At 72.5% G+C, this 25502-nt stretch carries 19 protein-coding genes; 12 read left to right on the top strand and 7 right to left on the bottom strand.

Annotated features, from left to right (window positions below):
• Positions 1 to 4: 4 nt before the first annotated feature.
• Together ACFZDK_RS11645 and ACFZDK_RS11640 are read right to left on the bottom strand one after the other, a co-directional pair.
• Positions 5 to 1060 (bottom strand): hypothetical protein, encoded by a 1056-nt coding sequence (locus tag ACFZDK_RS11645; RefSeq protein WP_390971833.1) that lies wholly within the window; start codon positions 1058 to 1060, stop codon positions 5 to 7.
• Between the two features lie 673 nt (positions 1061 to 1733).
• Positions 1734 to 2858, bottom strand: a complete 1125-nt coding sequence (locus ACFZDK_RS11640) for a SpoIIE family protein phosphatase (protein ID WP_390971832.1) — start codon at positions 2856 to 2858, stop codon at positions 1734 to 1736.
• A gap of 169 nt (positions 2859 to 3027) precedes the next feature.
• Here ACFZDK_RS11640 and ACFZDK_RS11635 point away from each other — a divergent pair, with 169 nt between their 5' ends.
• The 3 genes from ACFZDK_RS11635 to ACFZDK_RS11625 all read left to right on the top strand — a co-directional run bounded on the left by ACFZDK_RS11635 (position 3028) and on the right by ACFZDK_RS11625 (position 5517).
• The gene (locus ACFZDK_RS11635) at positions 3028 to 3468 is read left to right on the top strand and encodes a hypothetical protein (protein WP_390971831.1); all 441 of its coding nucleotides are present in this window, start codon (positions 3028 to 3030) and stop codon (positions 3466 to 3468) included.
• Between the two features lie 369 nt (positions 3469 to 3837).
• Positions 3838 to 4806 carry a hypothetical protein gene (locus ACFZDK_RS11630; RefSeq protein WP_390972499.1) on the top strand — a complete coding sequence of 323 codons (969 nt, stop codon included), beginning with the start codon at positions 3838 to 3840 and terminating at the stop codon, positions 4804 to 4806.
• A gap of 114 nt (positions 4807 to 4920) precedes the next feature.
• Positions 4921 to 5517 (top strand): HAD family acid phosphatase, encoded by a 597-nt coding sequence (locus tag ACFZDK_RS11625; RefSeq protein ID WP_390971830.1) that lies wholly within the window; start codon positions 4921 to 4923, stop codon positions 5515 to 5517.
• Here ACFZDK_RS11625 and ACFZDK_RS11620 read toward each other — a convergent pair.
• Complete coding sequence (locus tag ACFZDK_RS11620) at positions 5496 to 6977, bottom strand: aminotransferase class I/II-fold pyridoxal phosphate-dependent enzyme (protein WP_390971829.1); 1482 nt, start codon at positions 6975 to 6977, stop codon at positions 5496 to 5498. The two genes, ACFZDK_RS11625 and ACFZDK_RS11620, sit on opposite strands and share 22 nt — an antisense overlap.
• 92 nt (positions 6978 to 7069) lie before the next feature.
• Here ACFZDK_RS11620 and ACFZDK_RS11615 point away from each other — a divergent pair, with 92 nt between their 5' ends.
• The 3 genes from ACFZDK_RS11615 to ACFZDK_RS11605 are packed head-to-tail and all read left to right on the top strand — an operon-like array spanning position 7070 to position 10806.
• Positions 7070 to 7858: an alpha/beta fold hydrolase gene (locus ACFZDK_RS11615; protein WP_390971828.1), complete on the top strand. Its 789-nt coding sequence runs from the start codon at positions 7070 to 7072 to the stop codon at positions 7856 to 7858.
• A 43-nt stretch (positions 7859 to 7901) separates the two neighbouring features.
• A complete protein-coding gene (locus ACFZDK_RS11610; RefSeq protein ID WP_390972498.1) occupies positions 7902 to 8834 on the top strand; it encodes an endonuclease/exonuclease/phosphatase family protein in 933 nt (310 codons plus the stop codon).
• A 7-nt stretch (positions 8835 to 8841) separates the two neighbouring features.
• Positions 8842 to 10806, top strand: coding sequence for an FUSC family protein (locus ACFZDK_RS11605; RefSeq protein ID WP_390971827.1), 1965 nt, complete (start codon positions 8842 to 8844; stop codon positions 10804 to 10806).
• 24 nt (positions 10807 to 10830) lie between these two features.
• Here ACFZDK_RS11605 and ACFZDK_RS11600 read toward each other — a convergent pair whose 3' ends face one another.
• Entirely contained in the window at positions 10831 to 12900 is a 2070-nt protein-coding gene (locus ACFZDK_RS11600; RefSeq protein ID WP_390971826.1) for an alkaline phosphatase PhoX, read from the bottom strand.
• Positions 12901 to 13154: 254 nt separating this feature from the next.
• Between ACFZDK_RS11600 and ACFZDK_RS11595 the strand changes: the two genes are divergently transcribed.
• From ACFZDK_RS11595 to ACFZDK_RS11580, 4 genes are all read left to right on the top strand, one after another.
• Positions 13155 to 14942, top strand: a complete 1788-nt coding sequence (locus tag ACFZDK_RS11595) for a VWA domain-containing protein (RefSeq protein ID WP_390971825.1) — start codon at positions 13155 to 13157, stop codon at positions 14940 to 14942.
• A gap of 140 nt (positions 14943 to 15082) precedes the next feature.
• Complete coding sequence (gene metG / locus ACFZDK_RS11590; protein ID WP_390971824.1) at positions 15083 to 16798, top strand: methionine--tRNA ligase; 1716 nt, start codon at positions 15083 to 15085, stop codon at positions 16796 to 16798.
• 179 nt (positions 16799 to 16977) lie between these two features.
• Complete coding sequence (locus ACFZDK_RS11585) at positions 16978 to 18468, top strand: polysaccharide pyruvyl transferase family protein (RefSeq protein WP_390971823.1); 1491 nt, start codon at positions 16978 to 16980, stop codon at positions 18466 to 18468.
• Between the two features lie 190 nt (positions 18469 to 18658).
• Positions 18659 to 19582 (top strand): hypothetical protein, encoded by a 924-nt coding sequence (locus ACFZDK_RS11580; RefSeq protein WP_390971822.1) that lies wholly within the window; start codon positions 18659 to 18661, stop codon positions 19580 to 19582.
• A 13-nt stretch (positions 19583 to 19595) separates the two neighbouring features.
• Here ACFZDK_RS11580 and ACFZDK_RS11575 read toward each other — a convergent pair whose 3' ends face one another.
• From ACFZDK_RS11575 to ACFZDK_RS11565, 3 genes are all read right to left on the bottom strand, one after another.
• A complete protein-coding gene (locus tag ACFZDK_RS11575) occupies positions 19596 to 20939 on the bottom strand; it encodes a polysaccharide lyase family 1 protein (protein WP_390971821.1) in 1344 nt (447 codons plus the stop codon).
• A gap of 15 nt (positions 20940 to 20954) precedes the next feature.
• Positions 20955 to 21494, bottom strand: a complete 540-nt coding sequence (locus ACFZDK_RS11570) for a zinc ribbon domain-containing protein (protein ID WP_390971820.1) — start codon at positions 21492 to 21494, stop codon at positions 20955 to 20957.
• 132 nt (positions 21495 to 21626) lie between these two features.
• Positions 21627 to 22085, bottom strand: a complete 459-nt coding sequence (locus tag ACFZDK_RS11565; protein WP_390971819.1) for a hypothetical protein — start codon at positions 22083 to 22085, stop codon at positions 21627 to 21629.
• 220 nt (positions 22086 to 22305) lie between these two features.
• Between ACFZDK_RS11565 and ACFZDK_RS11560 the strand changes: the two genes are divergently transcribed.
• Positions 22306 to 22782 carry a hypothetical protein gene (locus tag ACFZDK_RS11560; protein WP_390971818.1) on the top strand — a complete coding sequence of 159 codons (477 nt, stop codon included), beginning with the start codon at positions 22306 to 22308 and terminating at the stop codon, positions 22780 to 22782.
• 81 nt (positions 22783 to 22863) lie between these two features.
• Positions 22864 to 25383 carry an FG-GAP-like repeat-containing protein gene (locus ACFZDK_RS11555; protein ID WP_390971817.1) on the top strand — a complete coding sequence of 840 codons (2520 nt, stop codon included), beginning with the start codon at positions 22864 to 22866 and terminating at the stop codon, positions 25381 to 25383.
• Positions 25384 to 25502 lie beyond the last annotated feature (119 nt).

Raw genomic sequence — 25502 nt, 5'->3', positions numbered from 1 at the left:
CTGCTCAGCTGGTCTGGAGCTGCCGCAGGTGCTGCTGGACATGGTCCAGGGCACCCTCCCGGCGGCCCGGCACCCGCAGTCTCAACTCCGCGAGCGCGGGCCCGAGTTCACGGGCCCGCGCCGCGTCCTTGATGGCCCCCCACTGGTGGTGGGCCCGGTCCACGGCGGCCTCCACCTGCGGTGCGTCGGCGGGCTGCCCCGCGCCCAGCCGGACCCGGGCCACGCTCAGCCAGGCCCGGCAGCTGCGCACCGGGTCCCCGGCGAACATCGCGAGATCGGCCCGCACCTCGGACCAGTGCAGCGCGTCCTCGGAGGCGGGCCCGTGCGCCCGCGCGGCCGCCTCCTCCCACCGGGCGGCGAGCCCGTCCGCCTCCGCGTGCCGCCCGCCCCGCACGGCCGTGCTGATCGCGTCGTGCGGATCCCCGCCGTCGCCGGTGTGCGTGCTGAGCAGCATGCTGCTCGCGAGCTCCGCGCCGGCCCGGGCCAGCACCTGCTGGTGCAACTGCGCCAGCGGCGGCCGGTGCCCGCTGCGCAGCACGGTCGCCACGGCTTTCATGTACGACGGCGCGGCCACCTCCCGCCGGGCGGGCGGCGGGGCGATCCGCCCGTGCACGGCGTTGTTGCGCCCGGAGTCGAGCGGGGCGGTCCGCAGCAGCTCCCAGGTCTCGTGATCCGCGTGCAGATCGAGGACGAGGGTGGTGGCACCGGCCGGCCGCAGCCGCAGCTCCTCCCGGATCCAGTGCCAGGGCAGCGCGGTGTACCGGACGGTGGCGGGCGTGGTCCGGGCCAGCGCGAGATGCGGCAGCCGCTGCTTGCGGTCCAGGTGCAGCTGCCCGGTGACGAAGAGCGTGAGCGGGCCGGGGGCGGCTGCGGCGGCCCGCAGCCTGGTGAGCACGGCCTGCGGCTCCAGCGGGTCGGCGAGTTCGACCACGTTGGCGGTGTCGGTGCCGGAGAGTATCGCCGGGGGCACGGCCGCGAGCACGGGGAGCACGGAGGCCGCGTCCACCAGCCGCCCCTTCCCGTTCGGCGAGGCCGCGAGCAGCAGCACGGTTCCGGGCATCGTGCCCTCCCCCTTTGTTCACCGGCTTCACTTACGTCAGCACGGTAACCGCTGCGCTTGCAAAGCGGGGGCCGCGGGAGGGGTTTGGCCCGGGATGGGGGTGTTACGGGCTACGCCCGGCCCGAAGAGGGCGCACTGCCCTGCCCACGAGCCTCTGGACACGCGCCTTCCTTGTCCGCCACGAGGGAGCTCGGCCACGGCGGCGACATTCGGCGGTGCCGGGACGACGATGCCGGAACGGCGGTGGCGGAACCGCGGTGGCGGACGGCAGTGGCGGACGGCGAGCTCGGAACGGGCGGTGCCGGAACCGCGGTGGCGGACGGCGAGATCGGAACGGGCAGTGCCGGACGGCGGTGCCAGGACAGGCGGTGCCGGAACCGCGGTGGCGGACGACGGTGCCGGAACAGGCGGTGGCGGGACGGCGGTGGCGGGACAGGCCGCGCCGGAACGGCGGTGGCGGGACGGCGGTGGCGGGACGGCGGTGGCGGGACGGGGGGTGCTCGCCGTCGGCACGGCGGGCACCGTCGGCACGGCGGGCACCGTCGGCACGGCGGGCACCGTCGGCACGGCGGGCACCGTCGGCGCGGCGGGCGTCCGCGGGGTGCGGGGGCGGGGGCGTCGTGGCTGGTCGTGTCCGTGCGGTGGAGCCGGGTGCCGATACGGCCCCGTGCCCCTAGCGGGGCGTTGCGGCTCGGCGGACCGCGAAGATCGTGGTGTCGTCGGAGAGGTGGCCGTGGGTGTGGCGGAGTACGCCGTCGCGGATCCGGGCGACCAGGCGGGAGGGGTCGGGTGGGGGCGCAGGGGAGACCGCCTGGAGGAGGTCGTAGAACTCGCCGTCGCTGTTTCTGGATTCGGTCACGCCGTCGGTGGTGATGAGGAGGGTCTCGCCGGGGGCGAGGGTGACCGTGAGGGTGGGCGGTGGGCCGGATGTCGGCTTCAACTCGCACATGCCGAGGGGGAGTCCGCCGCCCGGCGGCAGCGACCGTACGCCGCCGGAGCTCACCGCCAGCGGCGGCTCGTGGCCGAAGTTGACCACCTCGACGACATCGGGGGCGCCCGGCGGGAAGCCCAGGAGGACCGCGGTGGCGAAGCGGTCGCCGTCGTCGCGGCCCAGGGCCACCGTATGGCTCCGGTGCCGGACCATACGGGTCTCCAGCCGGTCGGCCACCGTCGCGAGGTCCCGCTCGTGGTAGCCCGCCTCCCGGAACGTGCCCAGCAGCGCCGCCGCCGTCTCCACCGCGCCCAGCCCCTTGCCCTGCACGTCCCCGACGAGCACCCGGGTGCCGTACCGGCCCGGCTGGATGTCGTAGAAGTCGCCGCCCACCCGGGCCTCCGTGTCGGCGGCGAGATACACCGCCGCGTGCTCCAGCCCCGCCCACCCCGGCGGCAGCGGGCGCAGCACGGTACGGCGGGTCGTCTCGGCGATGTCCCGCATGTGCAGCATCCGCCGTTCGCCGTTCTTGCGGACCGCGCAGGCCAGGATGGCCAGCAGACCGGCGAGGGCGACCAGGATGAAGTCGGGCAGCCCGGCCTGGTACTGGTGCGGCCAGGTGTGGTCCACGGCGATGTAGTCGAGGACCGCCAGCACCGCGAGGACCGCCGTCGCCCAGACCCCGCAGATCGCCGCCGCTATACCGGGCACCAGCACGATCCAGGAGATGATCCGGAACCGCTCCGTGGTGTTGAGGTCGACCGCCGTGATCCCGGCCAGCAGCAGGAGCGGCGCCACCCAGGCGAAGCTCCTGCCCTGGGCCCGCAGCAGCTCCTTCCGCCGCCGCAGGGCCTGGTGGTCGATCACGTGGTCAGGGAAACACGGGCGGGGACCCCGCGCACGTCGTGCGGGACGGCGGCGGGGAAGTCCGGGGAGGTCCCTGGGAAGTCGCGCGGAAAAGTCGTATGGCCGACTTGCCACGGGGTACCCGCAGGTGTGCTCTGGAGGGTGGGGGCGAGGAGAGAGGAGCACGCTCATGGCTCAAGCGGCACCCACGTCCGGCGGCATGCCCCGGAGCAGCCGTACGCCCGACGTGTTCAGCGCGCAGGCGCACGCCAGGTCCCGGGTGGCCATCCCCGTCGTGACCGGCCTGATCTACGGCTACTGGGCCGCGGCCAACCGGCGCAGCGGCGGGCCCATCACCGGCTGGAACCTGCTGTTCGGCTTCCTGACGGCGCTCGTCTTCGCGGTGGTGCTGTTCGCCGTGCTGACCTGGGCCCCACGGCTGCGGCGGGAGCTGCACGCGGTGGTGTGGACGGCCTTCGTCGGGATCGCGTTCGGCTTCCTGTTCAGCCAGAGCGGGGACTCGATCCTCACGTCCATCGCCATCTCGCTCGCGGTGGCGGCGGTGGCCTTCATCCTGATGTTCTACCGGTTCTACACGCACGAGGACGCGGCCGGGAACCGGATCCGTTAGCGGCTCCGGAGCCGACCCCGGAGCGGTACGCATGGGCCCCGGCCACCGCGGCCGGGGCCCACACATTCCCCTTGTCCCTCCACCCGTCGCCGAGGCCGCTCGCGGGCCCTCGGCGACGTCTGTGCGCGGCCTCTCGGGCCGCCGCGCCGGGCGGGGACTTCTCCCAGAGACCAGGAAACACCCGTTCGGGTCAGCCCTCCACCGGAGCGCGGCGCCCCAAGGGTTTCCGGGGGGGGAGCCGGGGGTTCCCAGCGGCCCGGGGACCGCCGTACCACCGTTCGGCTCGACTTGTGCCCGGCGAGACCCCCGAATGCAGGCGTACCGCTCGCCTGACCGGCGCTCAGGGGCTTGCCTGGAAACGTGCCCCCAGTGCCCACCGGGCCCGCGCGGCCCGTACGGCCGCCCCGGCCCGTACGTCTCCGGCGCGCCCTGTCGGCCCTGCTGATCGCGCTGTCCTGCCTGCTGCTGCCGTTCGGCGCGCTGGCGGCCTGGGCCGCGTACGGGCTGGCGGACACCGGACAGTACGTCAGCACGATGGCGCCGCTCGCCGACGACCCGGACGTCCGGGACGCCGTCGCGGACACGGTCGGCGACGGCATCATGCGCGAGGTGGACATCGGCCCGCCGATGCAGGGCACGGTGGCGCCCTTCGTGCGCGAGGCGGTCCGCTCCTTCACCCAGACCCGGGCGTTCCGGCTGGCCTGGGACGCGGGCAACCGGGCCACCCACGACGCGATCCTGCGCGCGCTCCAGGACGAGCGCGAGGAGGCCGTGACCGTGGACCTGGCCCCGGTCACCGCCCAGGTCAAGGACCAGCTCACCCAGGACCATGTGCCGCTCGCGGCCCGTATCCCGGTCCAGCACACGGCCGTCGCGGTGCTCCCGGCGGCCGAACTGGACCGGCTCCGGAAGGGGTTCCACGTGCTCGAAGTCGCCGGCTTCTGGCTTCCCGTCTCGGCCGTCGTCTTCGCGGCCGGCGGCATCGCGCTGGCCGTCCGGCGCCGCCGCGCCGTCACCGCGACCGCGCTGGGCACGGCCCTGGGCGGCGCCCTGCTCGGCCTCGCCCTCACCGTCGGCCGCGCGCTGACCCTGGCCGACCTGCCGTCCGACGTCTCGCACCCGGCCGCGGCGGCCGTCTACGACGCCCTGACGTCCACCCTGCGCACGGTCTCCTGGCTGCTGCTCGCCCTGGGCCTCGCGGTGGCCGCGCTGACCTGGCTGAGCGGGTACGTCCGCCGGCGTCGGCCCGCGGGGCACGAACCGGACCCCGACACGCCCGATTCCCCGTCTCTCCCGGCGGATTCACAGGCTTCTGGCCAGAACATGACAGTCCTGTAACCGTGTGCTCCGCCGGCGGTCACGCGGCGGGCGCCCCGGCCGAGCACCGTGGCGGAACGACGGCCACCGGTACGGAACACCGGTGGCCGACGTGAGCTGAGGAGCCCCCACCCGATGAACCGTCTCACCGCGCGCCGCGCCGCCGTTGCCGTGACGGCCGGCCTCGCCCTGTCGTTCGCCGCCGCCCTGCCCGCGCAGGCCGCCGACTCGACCGTCACCGAGGCCCAGTGGCTGTCCGACGTCGCCGCCGTCACCGGCCCCGCGCAGACCTACATCGACGGCCGTGTCGCCGCCAACACCTCCGGTGCCAAGCTCGCGATCGTCCTCGACATCGACAACACCTCGCTGGAGACCTATTTCGAGGGCGCCGGCACCAGCACCCCCGCCACCCCGCCGGTGCTCGCCCTGGCCCAGGACGCGCACGCCAAGGGCGTCAGCGTGTTCTTCGTCAGCGCCCGCAGCAACCTGTTCAACCTGGTGACGAAGTCCAACCTGACGTCGGTCGGCTACACGGTCGACGGCCTCTACGCGCGGACGGTCGCGCAGCTGCTGACCGAGTCCGTCGCGGACTTCAAGACGTCCTCGCGCAAGGCGATCGAGGCGAACGGCTACGACATCGTCGCCAACATCGGCAACAACACGACCGACCTGACCGGCGGTTACGCCGACACCACCTACAAGCTGCCGGACTACGACGGTCTGCTGGACTGACCGTCCGGGCGGGGCCGTTCCGGACCGCGCGCCGCGAGGGCGGCCAGCGTCCGCAGCGCCCCCGCCAGTTCCGGCTCGCCCGCCGACGCGAGGGCGAGCCGCACCGCGTCCGGCGTCCGCTTGGGATCGACGCGGAAGGCGGTGCCCGGGGTGATGGCGATCCCGAGCTCCGCCGCGGCCGCCGTGAAGCTGTCCGCCCGCCACGGCGCGGGCAGCCGCCACCAGGCGAAGTACCCGCGCGGATCGGCCCGTACGTCGAACCCGCCGAGCGCTTCCCGGACGAGCCCCTGCCGCCGTACGGCCTGCTCCCGCTTGGCCGCGACGAGCCGTGCCACGGTCCCGTCCCCGATCCACCGCACGGCCGCCTCCAGCGCGAACGCCCCCGGCCCCCACCCCCCGGACCGCACAGCGGCGGCCACCGCGCCAACCGGGTCCACAGCCCCCGCCGACCCTGCTGATACCGCCGACCCTGCTGATACCGCCGATTTCCCCGGCCCTCCCGCGCCTCCCGGCCCTCCGAGTCTTCCCAGCCCCTCCGACCCCTCCGCCCCCTCCGGTACGACGACGAATCCGACGGTGAGCCCGGGTGCGACTCGCTTGGAGAGGGAGTCGACGACATGGACGAGGTGCGGGGCGAGGGCGGCGAGGGGCGGTTCGGGGCCGGTGTGGAGGAAGGACCAGACCCGGTCCTCGACGACCGGGAGCCCCAGGTCGCTCACCGCCCGGGCCAGTTCGAGGCGCCGCCCGGTGGTGATCGTCGCGGAGGTCGGATTGTGCAGGGCCGGCTGGAGGTAGAGGGCGGAGAGCGGGGCGGACCGGTGGGCGGCCAGGAGGGACTCGACGACGGGGCCCTCCTCGTCCGTCTCGACCGGGACGAGGGTGACGGCCAGTCGCCCCGCGACCTCCTTGACCAGCGGATACGTCAGCGGCTCCACCCCGACCCGGCCGCCCGGCCGGACCAGGGAACCCAGGGCGGCGGCGATCGCCTGCCGGGCGTTGCCGGTGAACAGGATCCGGTCGGGGTCGGGCCGCCAGTCGCCGGTGGCGAGCAGTCCGGCCACCGCCTCCCGGGCATCCGGGGTGCCGTCGGCGGCGCCGGGCCGCAGGGCGTCGGTGAGCACGTCGGGCCGGAGCAGGGGAGCGAGGGCGGGGGCCAGCAGCTCCGACTGGCCGGGCACCGAGGGGTAGTTGAGCTCCAGGTTCACCCGGGCGCCGGCGTCCTCGACCAGCGACCGCCCCGGGCCCGTGACCTCGGTGGCCCGTACGAAGGTGCCCCGCCCGACCTCGCCCACCACCAGCCCGCGCCGCACGAGTTCGGCGTACACCCGCCCGGCGGTCGAGGCGGCGATCCCGTGCCGCCGCGCGAACGCCCGCTGCGGTGGCAGCCGTTGCCCGATCCGCAGCCGCCCCCGCGCGATGTCCAGCGCGATCCGGTCGGCGATCCCCCGGAAGTCGTCCACGGCCCCCACCCTCATCACCCTCGTCGCCCTCATTGCACCGAGAGCAAAGATCTTATTGCACCGACGAGTTGGGGCCGTCTAGGGTCGACCACATGCCCCCCTTCCTCGCATATGACGACAAAGACCCGCATTCCTCCCGCACTCCCCTCCTCCTCGTCCACGGCCACCCCTTCGACCGCACCATGTGGCACCCCCAGCTGACGGCCTTCGCCGCCACCCGCCGCGTCATCGCCCCCGACCTGCGCGGCTACGGCGCCTCCCCGGTCACCCCCGGCACCACCCCGCTCGCCCGCTTCGCGGCGGACCTGGCGGACCTCCTGGACGCGCTGGACGTGCGGACCTGTGTCGTCGCCGGCCTCTCCATGGGCGGCCAGATCGCGATGGAGTGCTACGGCCGCCTCGGCGCCGGGCGGGTCCGGGGCCTGGTCCTGGCCGACACCTTCGCCGCCCCGGAGACACCGGAGGGGAGACGGGCCCGGAACGCCATGGCCGACCGGCTCCTGCGCGAGGGCATGCGCGGCTACGCCGACGAGGTCCTGGAGAAGATGGTCGCCCCCTACGCCCACCCGGACGTCAAGGCGCACGTCCACCGCATGATGACGGCCACCGACCCCGAGGGCGCGGCGGCGGCCCTGCGCGGCCGTGCCGAACGCCCCGACTACCGCCCCCTGCTGGCGAAGGCCACCGTCCCCGCCCTGGTCGTGGTCGGCACGGACGACGAGTACACCCCCGTCTCCGACGCCGAGGCGCTGCACGCCCTCCTCCCCGACGCCACCCTGCGGATCATCGACGCGGCGGCCCACATGCCCAACCTGGAACGGCCGGAGGAGTTCAACCGGGTGCTGGGGGAGTTCCTGGCGCGGGTGGACGAAGGACCGTAATCTCGGGCACGTGACGACGGCGCCCGGCCACCGCTCCCGGCCCATGGTCTGGGCGGCCGCCCTGCTCCTCCTCGGCGTCACCGCGGTCGTCGCCTGCCGGATCGCCGACCTCGACGCCGTCACCCCCGTCCCGCAGCTCCTCGCCTTCCTCCCCTGGCTGCTGGCCCCCGCCCTCCTCGGCGTGTTCCTCACCCTCCTCGCCCGCTGGTGGCCCGGCCTGTTCTGGGGCGTGGTCGTGCTCGGCGCGCTCGCCTGGTCCGTCGGCCCGTACGGCAGCGGCGGCGAACCGACCGGCACCCCGCTGGCCCACCTCCGTGTCCTCACCTCGAACGTCGAGTTCGGCGGCGCGGCCCCCGCCCTCGTCCCCCGGATCCGCCAGTGGAAGCCGGACGTCGTGTTCGTGGAGGAGTGCGAGTACACCTGCCAGGCCACGCTGAAGAAGGTGCCCGGCTACCCCTACCGCGCGGCCGTCGTCGCCGGCGGCTCCGCCGGCTCGCTGCTGCTGTCCCGCTTCCCGCTCCGCGCCACCGACGGCGTCCCCGGCACGATGGGCATGCCCGGGGCCGTCGCGGACGTCGACGGGCACACCGTACGGCTGCAGCTCGCCCACCCCATGCCCCCGCTGCCCGGCCAGGTCTCCCTGTGGCGCCGCGAGCTGGGCAGGATCCGTGACTTCGCCGCCGCCGACACCGCCACCCCCACCGTCCTCGCCGGCGACTTCAACGCCTCCCAGGACCACGCGGCCTTCCGCCGCATCCTCACCGCGGGCCGGCTCCGTGACAGCGCCAGGCTCAGCGGCGCCGCCCGCACCGCGAGCTGGCCCGCCCCCACCGCCGCGGTCTTCGGCGCCCAGATCGACCACGTCCTGGTCTCCCGGGACTTCTCGGCGACCGGCGCCCGCTTCCTGCGGCTGGCCGACACCGACCACCGGGCCCTGGTCGTGGATCTCACGCTCCACCGGCACGGCAGCCGATAATGGGCGCATGTCCCGCGAGTTCCCCATCGGCCTCACTCCTCCCGACTGGCTGGTAAGGAACCTCCGGCCCCAGCAGGCGGCCCCCCTCAACTGGGCCGCCCTCGCCCGCGCCGCCCTCGGCATGGCCCTCCCGCTCGCCGTCGGACTCGCGGTGGGACAGCCCGCGTACGGGGCGCTCGCGTCGATGGGCGCCCTCTCCGGCGTGATCGGCGACACCGCCGACGCCTACCGCATGCGGATCCTCAACATCGCGGTCCCCCAGCTCTTCGGCGCCGTCGGCGTCACCGTCGGCTCCCTGGTCTACGGCCAGGGCTGGCTGACGGTCGCCGTCATCACCGGCATCGCGCTGCTCTCCGGGATGATCTCGACGATCGGCGCGGTGTCCTCCGTCTCCGGCCTGCTCCTGCTGCTCAACTCCGTGATCGGCGCGGGCCTGCCGCTGCCCGGCGCCTGGTGGCTCACCCCGGTGCTGATGACCGGCGGCGGCCTGCTGGTCCTGCTCCTCGCCCTGCTGGCCTGGCCGTTGCGCTCGGGCGTCCCGGAACGCGCGGCGGTCGCCGCCGGCTACCGCACGGTCGCCGACCTGCTCGCCGTGAGCGACTCGGGCGACGGCGAGGAGTACGACCGCGCCCGGCACACCGTCACCCAGTCGCTGAACCAGTCGTACGACCTGATCCTGGCCCGGCGCGCCCGCTACCGGGGACAGAGCCGCGAACTCACCCGCATGCTCGCCCAGTTGAACGCGATCACCCCGGTGGTGGAGGCCGCCCCCGCCGTCCGGCTCGCCGGAAAGCCGATGCCGCCCGAGATCCCGGCGGCGGTGCGGCACATCGCCGACGCCATCGAGACCGGCTACACCGGCCCGACAGGACTCGACCTGCCCGAGCCGCACAGCGAGACCGGGCGGGCCGTGGACCACGCCCTGCGGCACGTCGCCGAGGTCGCCACCTCCCCGGACGTCGACCCGCGCGGCATCGACGACCGCCTCGGCCGCCCCGCCGCCCTCGGCATCCGCACCGCCCGCGCCGCCCGCAGCGTCGTCCTGTCCACCAACTCCTGGCGCTACGGCATCCGCCTCGCCCTGTGCATCGGCATCGCGCAGGCCCTGGTCTCCCTCGTCCCCGTCCCCCGCTCCTACTGGGTCGCCCTCACCGTCACCTTCGTCCTCAAGCCCGACTTCGGCTCGGTCTTCTCCCGCGCCCTGCTGCGCGCGCTGGGCACGGTGGCCGGGCTGGTGCTGGCGGCGACGGTCCTCACCGTGGTCCCGCGCGGCTGGTGGGACGTCCCGGTGATGATGGTCCTGGCCCCGCTGATCCCGGCCCTGACCCCGCGCGGCTACGGCTTCCAGACCGCCGCCATCACCCCGGTGATCCTGCTGCTCTCCGACCTCCTCAACCACCAGGGCACGGCGCTGCTCCTCCCCCGCCTCCTCGACTCGCTCATGGGCTGCGCGATCGCGCTGGTCGCCGGGTACCTGCTGTGGCCGGAGAGCTGGCGCACCCGCGTCGGCGACCGGCTCGCCGACGCGGTGGCGGACACGGCCGCCTATGTCGAGCTGGCCTTCAAGGACGGCGCGGACGGCGCGGACGGCGCGGACCCCGCCGCCCGCGCCCGGATGCGCCGCCGCCTCTACCGCGACCTGTCCACCATCCGTACGGAGTTCCAGCGCGCCCTGTCCGAACCCCCGCCCACCGGCCGCCGGGCCGCCGCCTGGTGGCCGCTGGTCGTCGCCGTGGAACGCATCGTCGACGCCACGACCGCGGCCCGGGTCCGGGTACGGCACGGAGCGCCGCCCCCGGCCCGGGCCGAGGTGGACCAGGTCGCCCTGCAACTGCGTGAGCTCGCGGAGGGCGTCCGCGAGGCGGAGACCCTGGTCGCGGTCCGCACCGACCTCACGGGCCCGCCGGACAGCGTCCTGGAACCCCTGCGCCAGGAGGTGGCGGCGGCCCGGGCGATCGCGTCCCCCCACTGACCGCCCCGCCCGCCTCTGTCCGTCTCAGACCCCGATGTCGCAGCCGTCCTTGCGCCACACCGCGACGACGGCCGGCCGCACGATCCTCCCCGGCCCGTCGGGCCAGCTGCTCGCGGGGCTCTCCACACTCGCGCCGGTGATCTCGCCGGGGTGCTGCACGGCCACCAGCACCCGCCGGTCCTGCACCAGCGGACCGCAGGTCTCGGCACCGGTCGGCACGGTCAGGAACTGCTTGAGCTCACCGCGCCGGGCGCCCTTGGTGGCCACGCCGAACAGGCCGTCGTGCGAGCCGAGCTGGTTGCCGTCGGTGGAGATCCACAGGTTGCCGTGCGGGTCGAAGGCCACGTTGTCCGGGCAGGAGATCGGGCTGACCTCGTCCTTCGGGAAACCGGCGAAGTAGGTCGCCGGGTCGTCCGGGTCACCGGCGACGAGGAACAGCGTCCAGGCGAACGACGTGCTCTCGGCCCGGTTCCAGCGCTCGGTCAGCTCCAGGATGTGCCCGTGCTTGTTGGCGTTGCGCGGGTTGGCCTCGTCGGCGGCGGCGTTCGAACCGACACCCCGGTTGGTGTTGTTGGTGAGCGCGACGTACACCTTGCCGGTGGCGGGGCTGGGCTCGATGTCCTCGGGCCGGTCCATCTTCGTCGCGCCGACCTTGTCACCGGCGAGCCGGGTGAAGACGTAGACCTCCTCGGCGGTCATCCCCTCGACATGCGAGACGGCGCCCTTCGCGGTGGCGGTGGCCAGCGGGATCCACTCCCCGCTGCCGTCGAACTCGCCGTCGGCCGGGAGCCTGCCCGTGCCGTCGATCTCCGTCGTCGGGGAGTCGCCGGTGAGCCGGGCGACGTACAGCGTCCCCTCGTCGAGCAGCGTGGCGTTGTGCTCCCGCGCGGCCCGCCCGCCACCCCGCTTCATGCGCTTGCCGCCGACGAACTTGTAGAAGTAGTCGAACCGCTCGTCGTCCCCGGAGTACACGACCGGCCGCCCGTCGTCCGTCAGCCGGACGGTCGCCCCTTCGTGCTTGAACCGCCCGAGCGCGGTCCGCTTGCGCGGGGTCGACCCGGGGTCGTACGGGTCCAGCTCCACCACGTACCCGAACCGGTGCGACTCATTGGGCTCCTGAGCGACGTCGAACCGCGGGTCGAACCGCTCCCACTTCCGCTCCGTGGCCCCGGTCCCCAGCCCGTACCGCTTGTCGGTCGTCCGGGTCCCGTTCGCGAAGTACTGGTTGAAGTTCTCCTCGCCGTGCAGCGTGGTACCCCACGGGGTGGTGCCGCCGGAGCAGTTGTTGAGCGTGCCGAGGACCTTGCGCCCGGTCGGGTCGGCGGAGGTGCGGAGCAGGGCGGACCCGGCGGCGGGGCCGGTCAGCCGGAACTCGGTCGTGGCGGTGACCCGACGGTTGAGCGGATGCCGCGGTACGGCGGTCAGCGCCCCCGTCCGCCGGTCCTCCTCGACCACGACGACACCGAGCCCGTGCGCGGCCCAGGCCACCTCCACCTGCTGCCGGGTGGGGTTGGCGGCGTCGTAGCCGCGGAACATCAGCACCTCGTCGGTGTACTCGTGGTTGGCGACGAGGATCTGCCGGCGGTGCTCGCCGGGCAGCGCCAGCAGCGCGAGGAAGTCGTTGTTGTAGCCGAACTGCCCGGCCTGCGCGGCGGCGGTCTGGTTCTCCGGGTCGAAGGCCGGCGCACCCCGCAGGATGGGCTCGCCCCACCGGACCACGACGTTCTGGCCGTAGCCGTCGGGGACGGTCACGGTGTCGGCGGTGTTCGGGGCGACGGAGGCGAACCGGAGCCCACGGGCACCGCCGACGGGTTTCGCCGCCCCCGCTGCCGTCCCCGTGGCCGGTGCGGCGTCCGCGGGCCGCGCCGCACCGACGCTCACCCCACCCGCGACCACGGCCACCACGGCGGCGGCCCGCACCACGCTACGACGGCTCACGGCATCGGCGATGACATCACCGACGTAGGCGTTGGAGCTGGTGTTGGGTACCTCGTGAAAGCAGGCGTCACCGCATCGGAACCGACAGGTGAGGGAGGACCGCCCACCCGGATGCGAGTGGGCGGGCGTCCCGACGATCGGCAGCACTTTGCGCACTTTACTCTCCCCTTGCGATCTCTTGGTGTGAGCGTGACGTTAGGGGCGTGGTTGTGCACAGGAGGGGCCGCCGAATGAACGAATGATGAACTGAAGGGGGCCGAGGGGGAGTTGAGAGCGGGCCGGAACTCGACCGCCGTACGCCCGACAGGAGTCATCGACCCTCCCCAAGATCGCAACCTGGGGCCGCTAACCTTACGTGTCCGTCCTGGCCAGCGATTGACGGGTATCAACTCACGCGAAGGGTTGCGCACATGGGCATTCTCACTCTCCTGCGGAACGCATTCGGCAGGTCGCGAAAGCCGCGCCCCGCCGAGGCAGAGGGTGCAGACCAGCTCCCCTCGCAACCGCAGCAGGAAGCGCCGGCACCGACCCCGGAGACGCCGACCGTCGTCCCGGAACCCCGCCCGGCAACGAACGAAGAGAACGACGAGAACGAGCACGAACTGGTCTCGGCCGCCTTCGACAACGTCACCGTCCCGAAGCAGGCAACACGCACGATCGAACCCGACCTCGAGGTCCGGCCCGAGCCGACAGCTGCGCCGACTGAGGCTGAGCCGGTGGCTGAGGCCGACGCTGAGGCCGAGGTCGAGGTCGAGCCGGTGGCCGAGGCCGAGGTCCAGGCTGACGTCGAGCCGGTGGCCGAGGCCGAGGTGACGGCTGAAGCCGAGGCTGAGGCTGAGGTCGTGGCCGAGGCGGAAGCTGAGGCTGAGGCGGTTGTCGAGCCGGAGGCCGAGACGATGGAAGCCGAGGCTGAGGCTGAGGTCGTGGCCGAGGTCGCGCCGGAAGCCGAAGCGGTGGCCGAGCCGGAAGCCGAGGTCGTGGCTGAGGCCGAGGCCGAGGCGGTTGTCGAGCCGGAGGCCGAGACGACGGCGGAAGCCGAGGCTGAGGCTGAGGTCGTGGCCGAGGCCGCGCCGGAAGCCGAAGCGGTGGCCGAGCCGGAAGCCGAGGTCGTGGCTGAGGCCGAGGCTGAGGCGGTTGTCGAGCCGGACGCCGAGGGCGAGGCGGCTGCGGAGCCCGAGGCCGAGCCGGCCGCGGAGGCGGTTGCGGAGCCGACCGTCGAAACCGGAACCGAAACCGAACCGGAGCCGGAGCCGGAGGCCGCCCCCGAGCCGGTCGCGGCCGCGGAGCCCGCCGCCATTGTCGAGCCGGAGGCCGACACCGCACCGCAAGCCGAACCGGAACCGGCGGCCGAAACCGAGGCCGAGCCGGCGCCCGAAACCACTCCCGAGCCGGTCGAGGCGGCAGCCGAGACCGACGCCCCGGAGCTGGAGCCTGTTGCCGCAGCCGCCGACGGCGAATCCGCCCCACAGGGGCCACCCGCACCCGACAACGAAACCGTCACGGGTGGTGCGGGTGGGAACGACCCGGCCGAAGGCGAGGCCGAGGCCGAGGCCGAGGCCGTGGTCGGCAACGACGCCGCCGCCACCGCCCTCGCCAAGGCCGGCCTAGCCTCCGCCCGCGCCGCCACCTACCTGGTCCTCGACCGCTCCGCGAGCATGCGCCCGTACTACAAGGACGGCTCCGCAGCGGCCCTCGCCGACCAGACCCTCGCCCTCGCCACCCACCTCACCCCGGCCGGCGAGACCCCCACCGTGCACGTCGTCTTCTTCTCCACCGAGGTCGACGGCACCACCGACCTCACCCCTGCCTCCCCCGAGAACGCGATCGACGAGGCGCACGCCGGCCTCGGCCGCATGGGCCGTACCAGCTACCACGCCGCCGTCGAAGCCGTACTCGCCCACTACGACAAGCACCACGACAAGGACGCGACCCCGGCCACCCCCGCCCTGGTCGTCTTCCAGACCGACGGCGCCCCGGACGCGAAGACCCCCGCCACCCAGTCCCTCACGGACGCCGCGAAGTCCCACCCCTCCCTCTTCTTCTCCTTCGTCGCGTTCGGCGAGCACGAGAACAAGGCCTTCGACTACCTCCGCAAGCTGAAGACCGACAACACGGCCTTCTTCCACGCGGGCCCGACCCCCCTGGAGCTCACCGACGCGGAGCTCTACGACGGCCTCCTGATCGACTGGCGCCCGTAACCCCACACCGCACCACCCCGCACGGCCCCATGCCGCCCGCTTCTCACCCGATAAAACGAGAAGCGGGCGGCATACACATGTCGGCTACGATTTCAAGGTTCACCAAACCAGCAGCAGTACCGACCTGGGAGCAGCCCCCGATGGCTCGACACCTCATCACCAGCGCCCTTCCGTACATCAACGGGATCAAGCACCTGGGCAACATGGTGGGGTCCATGCTCCCGGCGGACGTGTACTCCCGGTACCTCCGCCAGCGCGGCCACGACGTCCTCTACATCTGCGCGACGGACGAGCACGGCACCCCCGCCGAGCTCGCGGCGAAGGAGCAGGGCATCCCCGTAGCGGACTTCTGCGCGCAGGCGCACGACGCCCAGAAGGCGGTCTACGACGGCTTCGCACTCGCGTTCGACTACTTCGGCCGCAGCTCCAGCGCGGAGAACCGCGAGATCACCCAGCACTTCGCCCGCCGCCTGAACGAGAACGGCTTCATCGAGGAGCGGGCGATCCGCCAGGTGTACAGCCCGGTCGACGGCCGCTTCCTCCCGGACCGCTACGTGGAGGGCACCTGCCCCCACTGCGGCTACGACAAGGCCCGCGGCGACCAGTGCGAGAACTGCACCCGCGTCCTGGACCCGACCGACCTGATCAACCCCCGTTCCGCGATCTCCGGCTCCACCGACCTGGAGATCCGCGAGACCAAGCACCTCTTCCTCCTCCAGTCCAAGCTGGAGAACGAGGTCCGCGAGTGGGTCGCCCAGCACGACAAGGACTGGCCGCAGCTGGCCTCCTCCATCGCCCACAAGTGGCTGACGGAGGGCCTGCACGACCGCGCCATCACCCGTGACCTCGACTGGGGCGTCCCGGTCCCGGCCGACACCTGGCCGGAGCTGGCGGCGGAGGGCAAGGTCTTCTACGTCTGGTTCGACGCCCCGATCGAGTACATCGGCGCGACGAAGGAGTGGGCGGACCAGCACCCGTCGACCCGCGACTGGAAGTCGTGGTGGTACGACGTCGACACCGACGTCCGCTACACGGAGTTCATGGCGAAGGACAACGTCCCCTTCCACACCGTCATGTTCCCGGCCACCGAGCTCGGCGTCCGCGAGCCGTGGAAGAAGGTCGACTACGTCAAGGCCTTCAACTGGCTGACGTACTACGGCGGCAAGTTCTCCACGTCCCAGAAGCGCGGCGTCTTCACCGACCAGGCCCTGGACATCCTGCCCGCCGACTACTGGCGCTACTTCCTGATCGCCAACGCCCCGGAGTCGGACGACTCGTCGTTCACCTGGGAGCACTTCACGGCGACGGTGAACAAGGACCTGGCCGACACCCTCGGCAACTTCGTCAACCGCGTCCTGTCCTTCTCCCGTAAGCGCTTCGGCGACGACGTCCCGGCCGGCGGCGAGCCCGGCGAGGCGGAGACGAAGCTGGGCGAGCAGATCGCGGGCCTCCTCGCCGAGTACGAGGCGCAGATGGAGGCCCTGCAGTTCCGCAAGGCCGCCGCCGCCCTGCGCGCCCTGTGGTCGGCCGGCAACTCCTACCTGGAGGAGAAGGCCCCCTGGCTGGAGATCAAGACCGACAAGGACGGCGCGGCTCTCACCCTGCGCACGGCGATGAACCTGATCCACCTTTACTCGGTGGTGTCGGAGCCCTTCATCCCGGCGACGGCGAAGACCATGCGCGAGGCGTTCGCCCTGGCCGACGACACCGCCCCCTGGGTCACCGCCGACGAGGCCCGCGCGCTCACCTCCGTCCCGGCCGGCACCCCCTTCACGGTCCCCCCGGTCCTGTTCGCCAAGCTGACGGACGAGGACCTGGAGACGTACAAGGAGCGCTTCGGCGGCACGGACGCCTGACGCCCCGGCTGCGGCCGCGACCGCCCAGCCGCCCCGCACACACACCGCCGAAGGCCCGGCGGGAGGGAGACCTCCCGCCGGGCCTTCGGCTCGGCGTGGGGTAAATCTCAGGCAAGAGACCAAACCATTCTCTTACCTCTCCTTCACCTTGCATTTACCTGCGGGATAGTGTGCCGTTCGTGAAACGCATCCTGATCCGTTCCGGAAAGAGCCCGCTCCGTGTCGCCACGCCGGCGGAGTTCATTCACCAGGACCTGATCGGGACGAACACGGGCAATCTCCTCTTCAGCGACTCGGCGCACAAGATGCTGACCACCCCGGACACCGAGGTGACGTCCAACGGCATCCGCACCGACCCCTCGGCCCGCCGTGCCGCGGAGATCAACGAGCAGTACGACGTCTTCGTCCTCCCGCTCGCCAACGCCTTCCGCCCCACCTTCCAGGCCTCCCTGGACCGGCTCTCGACGCTCGTCGAGCAACTCACCATCCCGGTCGTGGTCTTCGGCGTGGGCGCCCAGGCCCCCGCGGACTACGACACCACGTGGCTGAACCCCATGGCGGACTCGGTCCGCCGCTTCGCCCGCGCGGTCCTGGACCGCTCCGCCTCCATCGGCGTACGCGGCGAGCTGACGTCCGACTACCTCAAGGGCCTCGGCTTCAAGGACATCGACATCATCGGCTGCCCGTCGATGTTCCTGTACGGCGACACCTTCCCGGAGATCCGGGCCACGGAGCTGGGCGCCGACTCCCGCATCGCCCTCAACCTCTCGCCGGACGCGATCCCCGTCGGTGAGATATCGGGCATCGCCCGGCACGCGTGGGAGCGCTACCCCCACCTCACCTACTACGCGCAGAACACCGCCGACGCGGAACTGCTGATGTGGGGCGACACCACCCCCGAGTCCGGCCACCAGGACCCCTTCCCGCTCCAGCTCAGCCACGCCCTGCTCCAGGAGAACAAGGTCCGCATGCCGCTGGACCCGGCCACCTGGATCGACGAGCTGCGCGGCTACGACTTCGCGTACGGCACCCGGATCCACGGCAACGTCGCCGCCCTGCTGGCCGGCACCCCGAGCGTGGTCCTCACCCACGACTCGCGCACCCTGGAACTGTGCCGCTACTTCGACATCCCGCACCGCTCGCTCCCCGAGCTGAGCGCCGACACCGACCCGCGGGACCTGTACGAGGACGCCGACTTCTCCGCGATGATCAAGGGCCACGGTGAGCGCTTCGAGCGGATCACCGCCTTCCTCGACCGCAACGACCTCCGGAACACCTACACCCACGGCGACGGCGGCGCCGCCTTCGACGCCCGGCTGGCCGCCCTCGACCTGCCCGCGTCGATGCCGGTCTGGGACGGCGGGGACGACGGCCAGATGCGCTACCGGTTCAGCCGGCTGCGCGAGCAGATCACCGCGGCCGACGACCGGGCCGCCCGGCACGCCAAGGAGAACAAGGAACTGCGCGGCCGGCTGGCCACCGCCGAGAAGAACGCGACCGAGACGACCCGGCAGCTCAAGGCCCTCCGCAAGGAGCTGACCGCCGTCACCAAGCAGCTGTCCGCGGTGGAACGCCAGCTCACCGGTATCGACAAGCGCGTCCTGGTCCGCATCGGCCCGGCCCTGCGCCGCCGCCTGCGCAGCTCGAAGGCCAAGTCCCGCAAGGGCTGACCCGGACCGGCCCCCGGCCCCCGTTCAGCTCATCAGCCCCAGCACCAGGGCCCCGGCGACCTCATGGGCGATACGCATGGAGAGGCTCCGGATGTGTGACAGCCCCGCAGCCGCCGCCGAACGCGAAGCACTCCTCCGGCGTCGAAGGAACGGACTCCGTCCTCGTCCACATGCGTCCCGGGGGACCGCCATGAACACCCGAAAAACCCAAACCATCCAAACCGTCCAAACGACCCACACCACCCGATCGAAGCGCCTCGCCGGTCTGCTCCTCGCGCCCCTCCTGGGCGCCTGTCTCCTCGCCGGTTGCGACAGCGGCTCGCCGACCGACGACGGCCCTGCCCAGTCGTCGCCCGAGCAGGAACAGCGGGCCCGCCAGGTGGCCGACGCCTGGCGGGGATCGGCGGCGGCCACGGCATGGAGCCGGGGATACCACCCGACGGCCGACGCGGTACAGATCCCGGAGTCCGGCTGGCACGACAAGACGGACGAACAGGCCTACAGGGCCAAGAACTTCCTCCTGCGGGCCGACCTGCCCACCGCCGCCCCGGCCGAGGGGAAGGTGGAGTGGGCGAAGGGCAGCGCACTGCCCCGCCCCCTGTGGGGAGCGCGGAAGGCGTACCGCTCGTTCGCCGTCAACGACATGGCGGGCCCCCGGCTGACCGTGACGGGAGCGAAGCTCGGCAGCACGACGATCGCCACCAGCCGGGGACCGGCCACCGTGCCCGCGTGGCTGTTCACGCTGGAGGGCTACGACACCCCGCTCAAGCGAGTCGCCGTAGCCCCGTCAACGCTGCCCCGCTCCCCCGTCTCGGAGGCCCCGCAGGGATCCGCCGACGGCCTCAACAGCATCCCCGGCCTCATCGCCACGGCGAAGGACGGCCGTTCCGTCACGGTCAGGGCCACCCACGGCGCCTGCGACGACGGCCCCGTCGTCCGGGCACTGGAGACGGCCGGGAGCGTCGTGCTCTACGCCTCGGCCGCGGGGGCTCGCAGCGGCCCCTGCACCGCCGATATGCTCGCCCAGAACGTCACGGTGAAGCTGCGGAAACCCCTCGGCCACCGCATCCTCCTCGACGCCCTCACCGGCCGCCCCGTGCCGTACGGGACCTAGGGGCTCGTCCGCCTCAGGAGAGCACCCCCGCCCCCGCCGTCTTCGCCAGCTCCGCCGGCAGGTTCTTCGCGCTGCTCTCCAGGCCCGCCGTCAGGGTCGGGGTCCAGTTCACCGTCGTCTTGATCTTCTTGGAGTTCGCGGCGTTGTAGGCGGCGACCAGGTTGGTCGTCGTGCCGTTGACGAGGTTGCCGCTGCCCGCGATCGAGCCGGTGCCGTCGCCGCTGAGCAGCTTGGAGACCTTGATGGAGCTGGGCACGGTCCAGAAGTTGTTCTGGGCCACGACCTGCGCCTTGGCGCGCGAGTTGATGCTGTACTGCAGCGCGTAGCCGTTGAGGGCCTTGACGTCGTAGACGTTGTTGTAGAGGTGCACCTGGCCGACGCGGGTCAGCGGGGCACGCTGGACGACGCCCTTCCAGACGTTGTGGTGGAGGGTGACGCGGAGCTTGCCGCCCGGCTCGCTGTCGCTGCTGCCGATCAGCATCGTCTTGTCGTGGCTGGTGAACTGGTTGTGCTCGACGGTCACCAGGTCCGAGCTCTTGGTGATGTCGAGTTCGCCGTCGTGGACCTGGTACTCACGGCCGTAGTACTTCGGGTTGGTGCGGTCGAAGTGCCCGGCGTCGGTGAACGTGTTGTGGTCGGCCCAGACATGCGTGGCCCCGCGCAGCGTCACCGAGTCGTACTCGGAGTTCCAGTTGCCGCTGTCGCCGTCGGTCGGGTCCCACTGCGGGAAGCAGTCCTCGGTGTCGGAGAACGTCAGGTTGCGGACGATGACGTTGTCGACCTTCTGGATCTGCAGCATGCCGCCGGTGATCCCGGCCTTGGTGCCGGGGACACCGACGATGGTGGTGTTGGCCGGCACCTTGAAGACGATGTTCGCCGCCTGCTTCTTCTGCGCGGCGGCCCGGGCGCTCTCCTGCCTACCGGAGGGCAGCTTGGAACGGCCGTACGTCGACGGGCCGAAGGCCTTCAGATACGACGTCAGCGAGTAGCCCGTACCCGCCGCGTAGTCCGCGCAGGTCAGCTTCTTGCCCGCGTCGTCCGTGTTGGCGTCGATGGTGCCGTTGACCTTGATGATGCGCGCGGTGGTGTCGCTCGCCGACCCCAGCGCCTTCACCAGCTGGGCGCGGGTGGTCACCGTGAAGGTGTGCGCGGCGCCGGCCTTCGCACCCCCGGTCGTACCGGTACCCGACGACGCCCAGCCGTCCTTCGCGGCCAGCGTCTGGTGATACAGGTCGGCACCGGACGCGTTCGCGCTCAGCACAACCGCACCGGCCCCGACCCCCGCCGCCACCACGGCGGCGGAGACGACGAGAGTACGACGCTTGCGAAGGGACCGACGATGAGAGGCAGAGGCCACGGGGGAGTCCTTACGTTATGTCCGAAGTACTTGACGCAAGCCCGCTCCAGCGGGCTTCACTCCTCTGTGGTCACGCAGATCCAAAAGGTTGCCGTCACCTTCTCGGCCGTGGACGGTCGAGTTCGAGTTCTCGGTCGTCCACACCTCGTCGCGCTCCCGACTGCCCCCTACGACGGGACGGTCACGGGTCGCATCCACCCAACCCCGGCAGAAGTCAGGGGGGAGGGTGCGGGTGCGGTGACGAACACCCACGCCGAGCGTGCCCGGTTGCGCACGTTGACCCCGGCGACGACATCGGCCGGGCCGGTTGGCCCGCTCCGGGTGAGCGCAACGCGGACAGCGCTGCGGGGTGTAGGCCGCATCCACCTCAAGGAACGGCACCCCGGCCCGCATGGCCTTGTAGGCGAGGTACTGCCCGAGCTGACGGAAGGGCCAGGAGGAGAGGGTGCCCCGCCGGTCGCGACGAAGCCGTACCCGCTCGCGGATCCCGCCGAGTTCCTCGACAGCGATGCCCCGACCGGTGCTCCCCCAGCCTTCGGCCGGGGGTACCCCCACGCGCAAAAACCGGACACGATCTCCTTGCCGATCCTGTGGTTCACCAGCGCGGTATGACGCTTCTGCCTGCCTGCGCGCCGGGCAAGACGGCGGGTGGCCGAACGGGTCCGCCTCCGCTGGAGTTCGGCCCGCTTACGGGCCTGCAAACGCCGGAAGCGGCCCAGCCGCCGGCCTTGGTAATTGCTGCCGTCGGACGTTCCCCTTCAGCCATCCCTCCACCGTCCAGATCGATACCGTGCGCGCGTCATACCGCCACGACAGACGACGATCGTCGAACGGCTGCGCCGCATCCGGACGAAAAACGACCGGGGAACCGCCACCCCTGCGGCACCGCCGAGACCGGCCCCTCACCGACGCGTAGGCGTCGACCACCTTCTTCACCACCCGGACCGCCGGCTGCGCCGACAACCCGACCCCGGCCTTCAGCTCCGCATACACCTCCCGCTGCAGGCCATTGCGGTCCTTCAACTTCTTGGCGAAGGCGATCCGCGAGGCGTAGGCGGCAGCCCGGTCGCAGGCGCTCAGCGTCGCCTCCAGCGCCGACGCCTGCACGGACGTCGGCAACAGCTTCACCTGCACCACCAGCTTCATGACACCGGACCGTAGGGCGAGAACCGCACACACAACCGCAAAGCATCCGGCGTTCGCCTGACCAAGTGACGAGCTGGTCAGCTGTTCGCGTTCCCCGACTTCGCACGGCAGATGCCCCGCCGAGTAAGCGGCGTGGCAGCTTCGGCATAATCGGGTGAACATTTCGGCAGGGCACCACCCGCGTCCCTGCATGCCCACGACACATCCGTATGGTTTCGCCATGGCACCCCCTGAGCTCATCCCGATCGCCTACGAGCCCCACGGCCGTACCGAGGCCATCGGTCACTACACCGGCGGCCAGTTCCTGGCGTCGGTCACCTACGCGTTCCCCGAGGGGTTCCGGCTCGACGAGGGCTGGGAGGAGCAGAAACGGCTCTACGCGGTGCTCCATCTCTTCGACGCCGAGGGCCACTACCGCGACTCGCAGATCTGGTGCGCGGGCAGCTGGGCCGAGCAGCAACTCGACCCGGACGGTGCCGACTCGGTGCTGTCCCGGGCGCGGGCGCGCCTCGCGACGATGCTGCGCAGCCTGCCCCGGCGGACGTACACGGACATAGCGATCCGCCCGTTCCAGCTCACCGTGGACGGCGTCTTCTTCGGCCTGGTCGCGAAGGAGGACGACGACGGCCCGTGGGCCGAGCTCTACCCGGACCACCTGGGCTTCGGCGAGCCCTGGGACGGCCGGTACGACACCTGACCGGCATGTTCACGCCCAACTGCTGGTAATGTCCGTCCACTTGTGCGAGGGCAGGGGACCCTCGCGGGGAAGGACTCTCACGTGGGCAGTTACGCCCTGCCGCGCCGCCGGCTGGCGGTCGCGATCTCTTCGGTGGCGCTCGTCCTGACCGGTGGCGCCGTGCTTCCTACGACGGCCGTGGCGGCCCCGGCCGTGCCATGGACCTCGGCCACGGCTCTCACCGGCACCGACGTCTCCACCTCGGTGATGGACCTCGTCACCACCCCGGACGGGTCCGCCGTCGCGATCTGGAACCAGTTCGCGGCCGCGGGGTCCGCCGAACGCAAGCTGTACGCCGCCGTCAGGCCGTCCGGCAGCGACACCTGGGGCACCCCGGCGCTGCTCGCCACCACCCCGGACGAAGCGGGCAGGGCCAAGCTGTACGCCTCCGCCGACGGCTCGGTCACCGCGCTGTGGCGGGAGTACCCGGACGAGACCGCGCCGGGGTCCGGGCCCTTCGACAGCCGGGTCGTCAGCTCCGTGCTCGCGGCCGGCCACTCCGGCTGGTCCGCGCCCGTCGAGGTCGTCGGCACCGACGCCTCCTGGGGCGACGGCGGCCTCGACCTCGCCGAGGCCCCCGACGGCACGCTCACCGCCGTATGGAGCTCCAGGTCGCCGCATTCCAGCGCCCCGTGGGAGGTGTACGGGGCCACCCGGGGGACCGACGGCACCTGGTCGGCGCCCGCGCGGCTCAGCGACACGGTCGCGGACGGTGCCGACGGGGCGACCTCACCGAGCGTCGCGGTCACCTCCGACGGCACCACGGTGGTCGTCTACAAGCAGACCGACGGCCCGTCGGCCTCGGTGCGGACCGTCTTTCGCGCGGCCGGCGCGGCCGGCTGGACCGCCCCGGCCGCCGCGAGCCCCACCTACCAGTCCGTCAGCGCCCCCGAGGTCGGCGTCGCGGACGACGGCACCGCGACGGTCGCCTTCGAGGCCACCGACGAGTCCGAGGCCCAGACCATCCGCACCGCCACCCGCGGCGGCGACGGCACCTGGTCGGCGCCCGACGCGGTGACCGCCACCGAGGACCTGGCCGGGACCCCCGAACCGCTCATCGCGCCGGACGGCGACGTCACCCTGGTCTGGGTCGACTACACCGCGACGTTCAGCACCCGCACCGCCACCCGCGACGCCGCCACCGGCGCCTGGTCGGCCGTGCGGACGCTCTCCACGTCGTACGTGCCGGAGGCCTGGGACGCCGTCATCGCCGACGACGGCACCGTGCACGCCCTGTGGCCGCAGGACGTCGGCAGCAAGCGGAACCTGGTGGAGTCCGTGGGCAGCGACGGCGCATGGAGCGCCCCGACGCCGCTGCCGGGCTCGTCGGCCGCCTATGTCCTCGGCCGGGTCAGCGTCGGTGCGGACGGCAGCGCCACCGCCGTCTGGTCCGGCGCCCCGACCGGCAGCTCCAACGCGCAGCTGTGGGGCAGCCGTACCGCCTGGCCCGCGCTCGCCGTGAGCGGCTCCAGCGTGCCGGCGGCCGCCGCCCTCAAGGGCACCACCGCCGCGAGCAAGGCCTGGGCGCCCACCTGGACGCTCAGCCGTCCCACCTCGTCCTGGACGGTGACGCTCACCGACGCGGCCGGGAAGACCGTCCGTACGCTCACCGGGTCGGCCGACGGGCTGACCGTCGCCCCGAGCTGGAACGGCCGTACGGCGTCCGGGGGTTACGCCCCCAACGGTCCCCTGACCTGGACGCTGAGCGCCACCCAGGAGGGTGCGGCGACGGCCGTGAAGCTGGCCTCCGGCAAGGTCACCGTGACCGGCGGCGCGGCCGTCGCCCGGGACTTCGGCGGCGCCTCGGGCACCCCGGACGGGGCCGGCGACCTGCTCACGCTCAACTCCTCGGGCGGGCTGACCTACCAGCTGGGCACCCGCACGGGCACGTTCTCCGGCAAGGTCACCGGCACCGGCTGGGCCACGTCCACCAGGTTCGTGCCGTTCGGCGACCTCAGCGGCGACCGCTGCGACGACGTCCTCGTACGGACGGGCAGCGGGGCCCTGCGCCTGTACAAGCCGGCCTGCGGCAAGGCGCTCACGCCGTCGACGTCGTACACGACCCTCGGCACGAGCGGCTGGAACCAGTACGACGTGCTGACCTCGCCGGGTGACGTCACCAAGGACGGGCGGCCCGACCTGCTCGCCCGCAACGCCTCGACCGGCGCGGTCTACCTGTACAAGGGCACCAGCACGGGCAAGCTCTCCGCGCGCGTGAAACTGTACGACGACTGGAAGACGTACAAGAAGATCGTCGGCGTCGGCGATCTCGACGGGGACGGCGTCGGCGACCTGGTCGCCCAGGACAAGGCCGACAACCTGTACCGCTACAGCGGGACCGGCAAGGGCACCTTCAAGGCGCGGGTGAAGCTGTTCGGCGCGTGGGGCGGGTCGTACAACGCCGTGGTCGGGGCGGGGGACATCACCGGGGACGGGAAGGCCGACCTGGTCGCCCGCGACACCTCCGGCACCGTCTACCGCTACAGCGGGACCGGCAAGGGGTCCTTCGGGGCGCGGGTGAAGATCGCCTCCGGCTGGGGCTCGTACAAGTCCCTGTCCTGACCGGCACGTCGGATACCAGCAGGGGGCAGCTCATGCGCAGACGGGGGGCGGCCGCGTCGACAAGGACGGCAGGCCGGAGCTGTTCGTCGGTGATCTGAACCGGACGCCCGGGACTTCGC

The sequence above is a fragment of the Streptomyces sp. NPDC007901 genome (genome assembly GCF_042959465.1).
In the GTDB taxonomy this organism is placed as follows: domain Bacteria; phylum Actinomycetota; class Actinomycetes; order Streptomycetales; family Streptomycetaceae; genus Streptomyces.
This window is presented reverse-complemented; position numbering and strand designations above follow the sequence as displayed.

Bases quoted from the DNA above. Each gene is read 5' to 3' on its own strand.
- ACFZDK_RS11645 (WP_390971833.1), bottom strand. From the start codon at position 1,060: ATGCCCGGAACCGTGCTGCTGCTCGCGGCCTCGCCGAACGGGAAGGGG.
- ACFZDK_RS11635 (WP_390971831.1), top strand. From the start codon at position 3,028: ATGGCTCAAGCGGCACCCACGTCCGGCGGCATGCCCCGGAGCAGCCGT.
- ACFZDK_RS11625 (WP_390971830.1), top strand. From the start codon at position 4,921: ATGAACCGTCTCACCGCGCGCCGCGCCGCCGTTGCCGTGACGGCCGGC.
- ACFZDK_RS11615 (WP_390971828.1), top strand. From the start codon at position 7,070: ATGCCCCCCTTCCTCGCATATGACGACAAAGACCCGCATTCCTCCCGC.
- ACFZDK_RS11610 (WP_390972498.1), top strand. From the start codon at position 7,902: ATGGTCTGGGCGGCCGCCCTGCTCCTCCTCGGCGTCACCGCGGTCGTC.
- ACFZDK_RS11605 (WP_390971827.1), top strand. From the start codon at position 8,842: ATGTCCCGCGAGTTCCCCATCGGCCTCACTCCTCCCGACTGGCTGGTA.
- ACFZDK_RS11595 (WP_390971825.1), top strand. From the start codon at position 13,155: ATGGGCATTCTCACTCTCCTGCGGAACGCATTCGGCAGGTCGCGAAAG.
- metG (WP_390971824.1), top strand. From the start codon at position 15,083: ATGGCTCGACACCTCATCACCAGCGCCCTTCCGTACATCAACGGGATC.
- ACFZDK_RS11580 (WP_390971822.1), top strand. From the start codon at position 18,659: ATGAACACCCGAAAAACCCAAACCATCCAAACCGTCCAAACGACCCAC.
- ACFZDK_RS11565 (WP_390971819.1), bottom strand. From the start codon at position 22,085: ATGAAGCTGGTGGTGCAGGTGAAGCTGTTGCCGACGTCCGTGCAGGCG.
- ACFZDK_RS11560 (WP_390971818.1), top strand. From the start codon at position 22,306: ATGGCACCCCCTGAGCTCATCCCGATCGCCTACGAGCCCCACGGCCGT.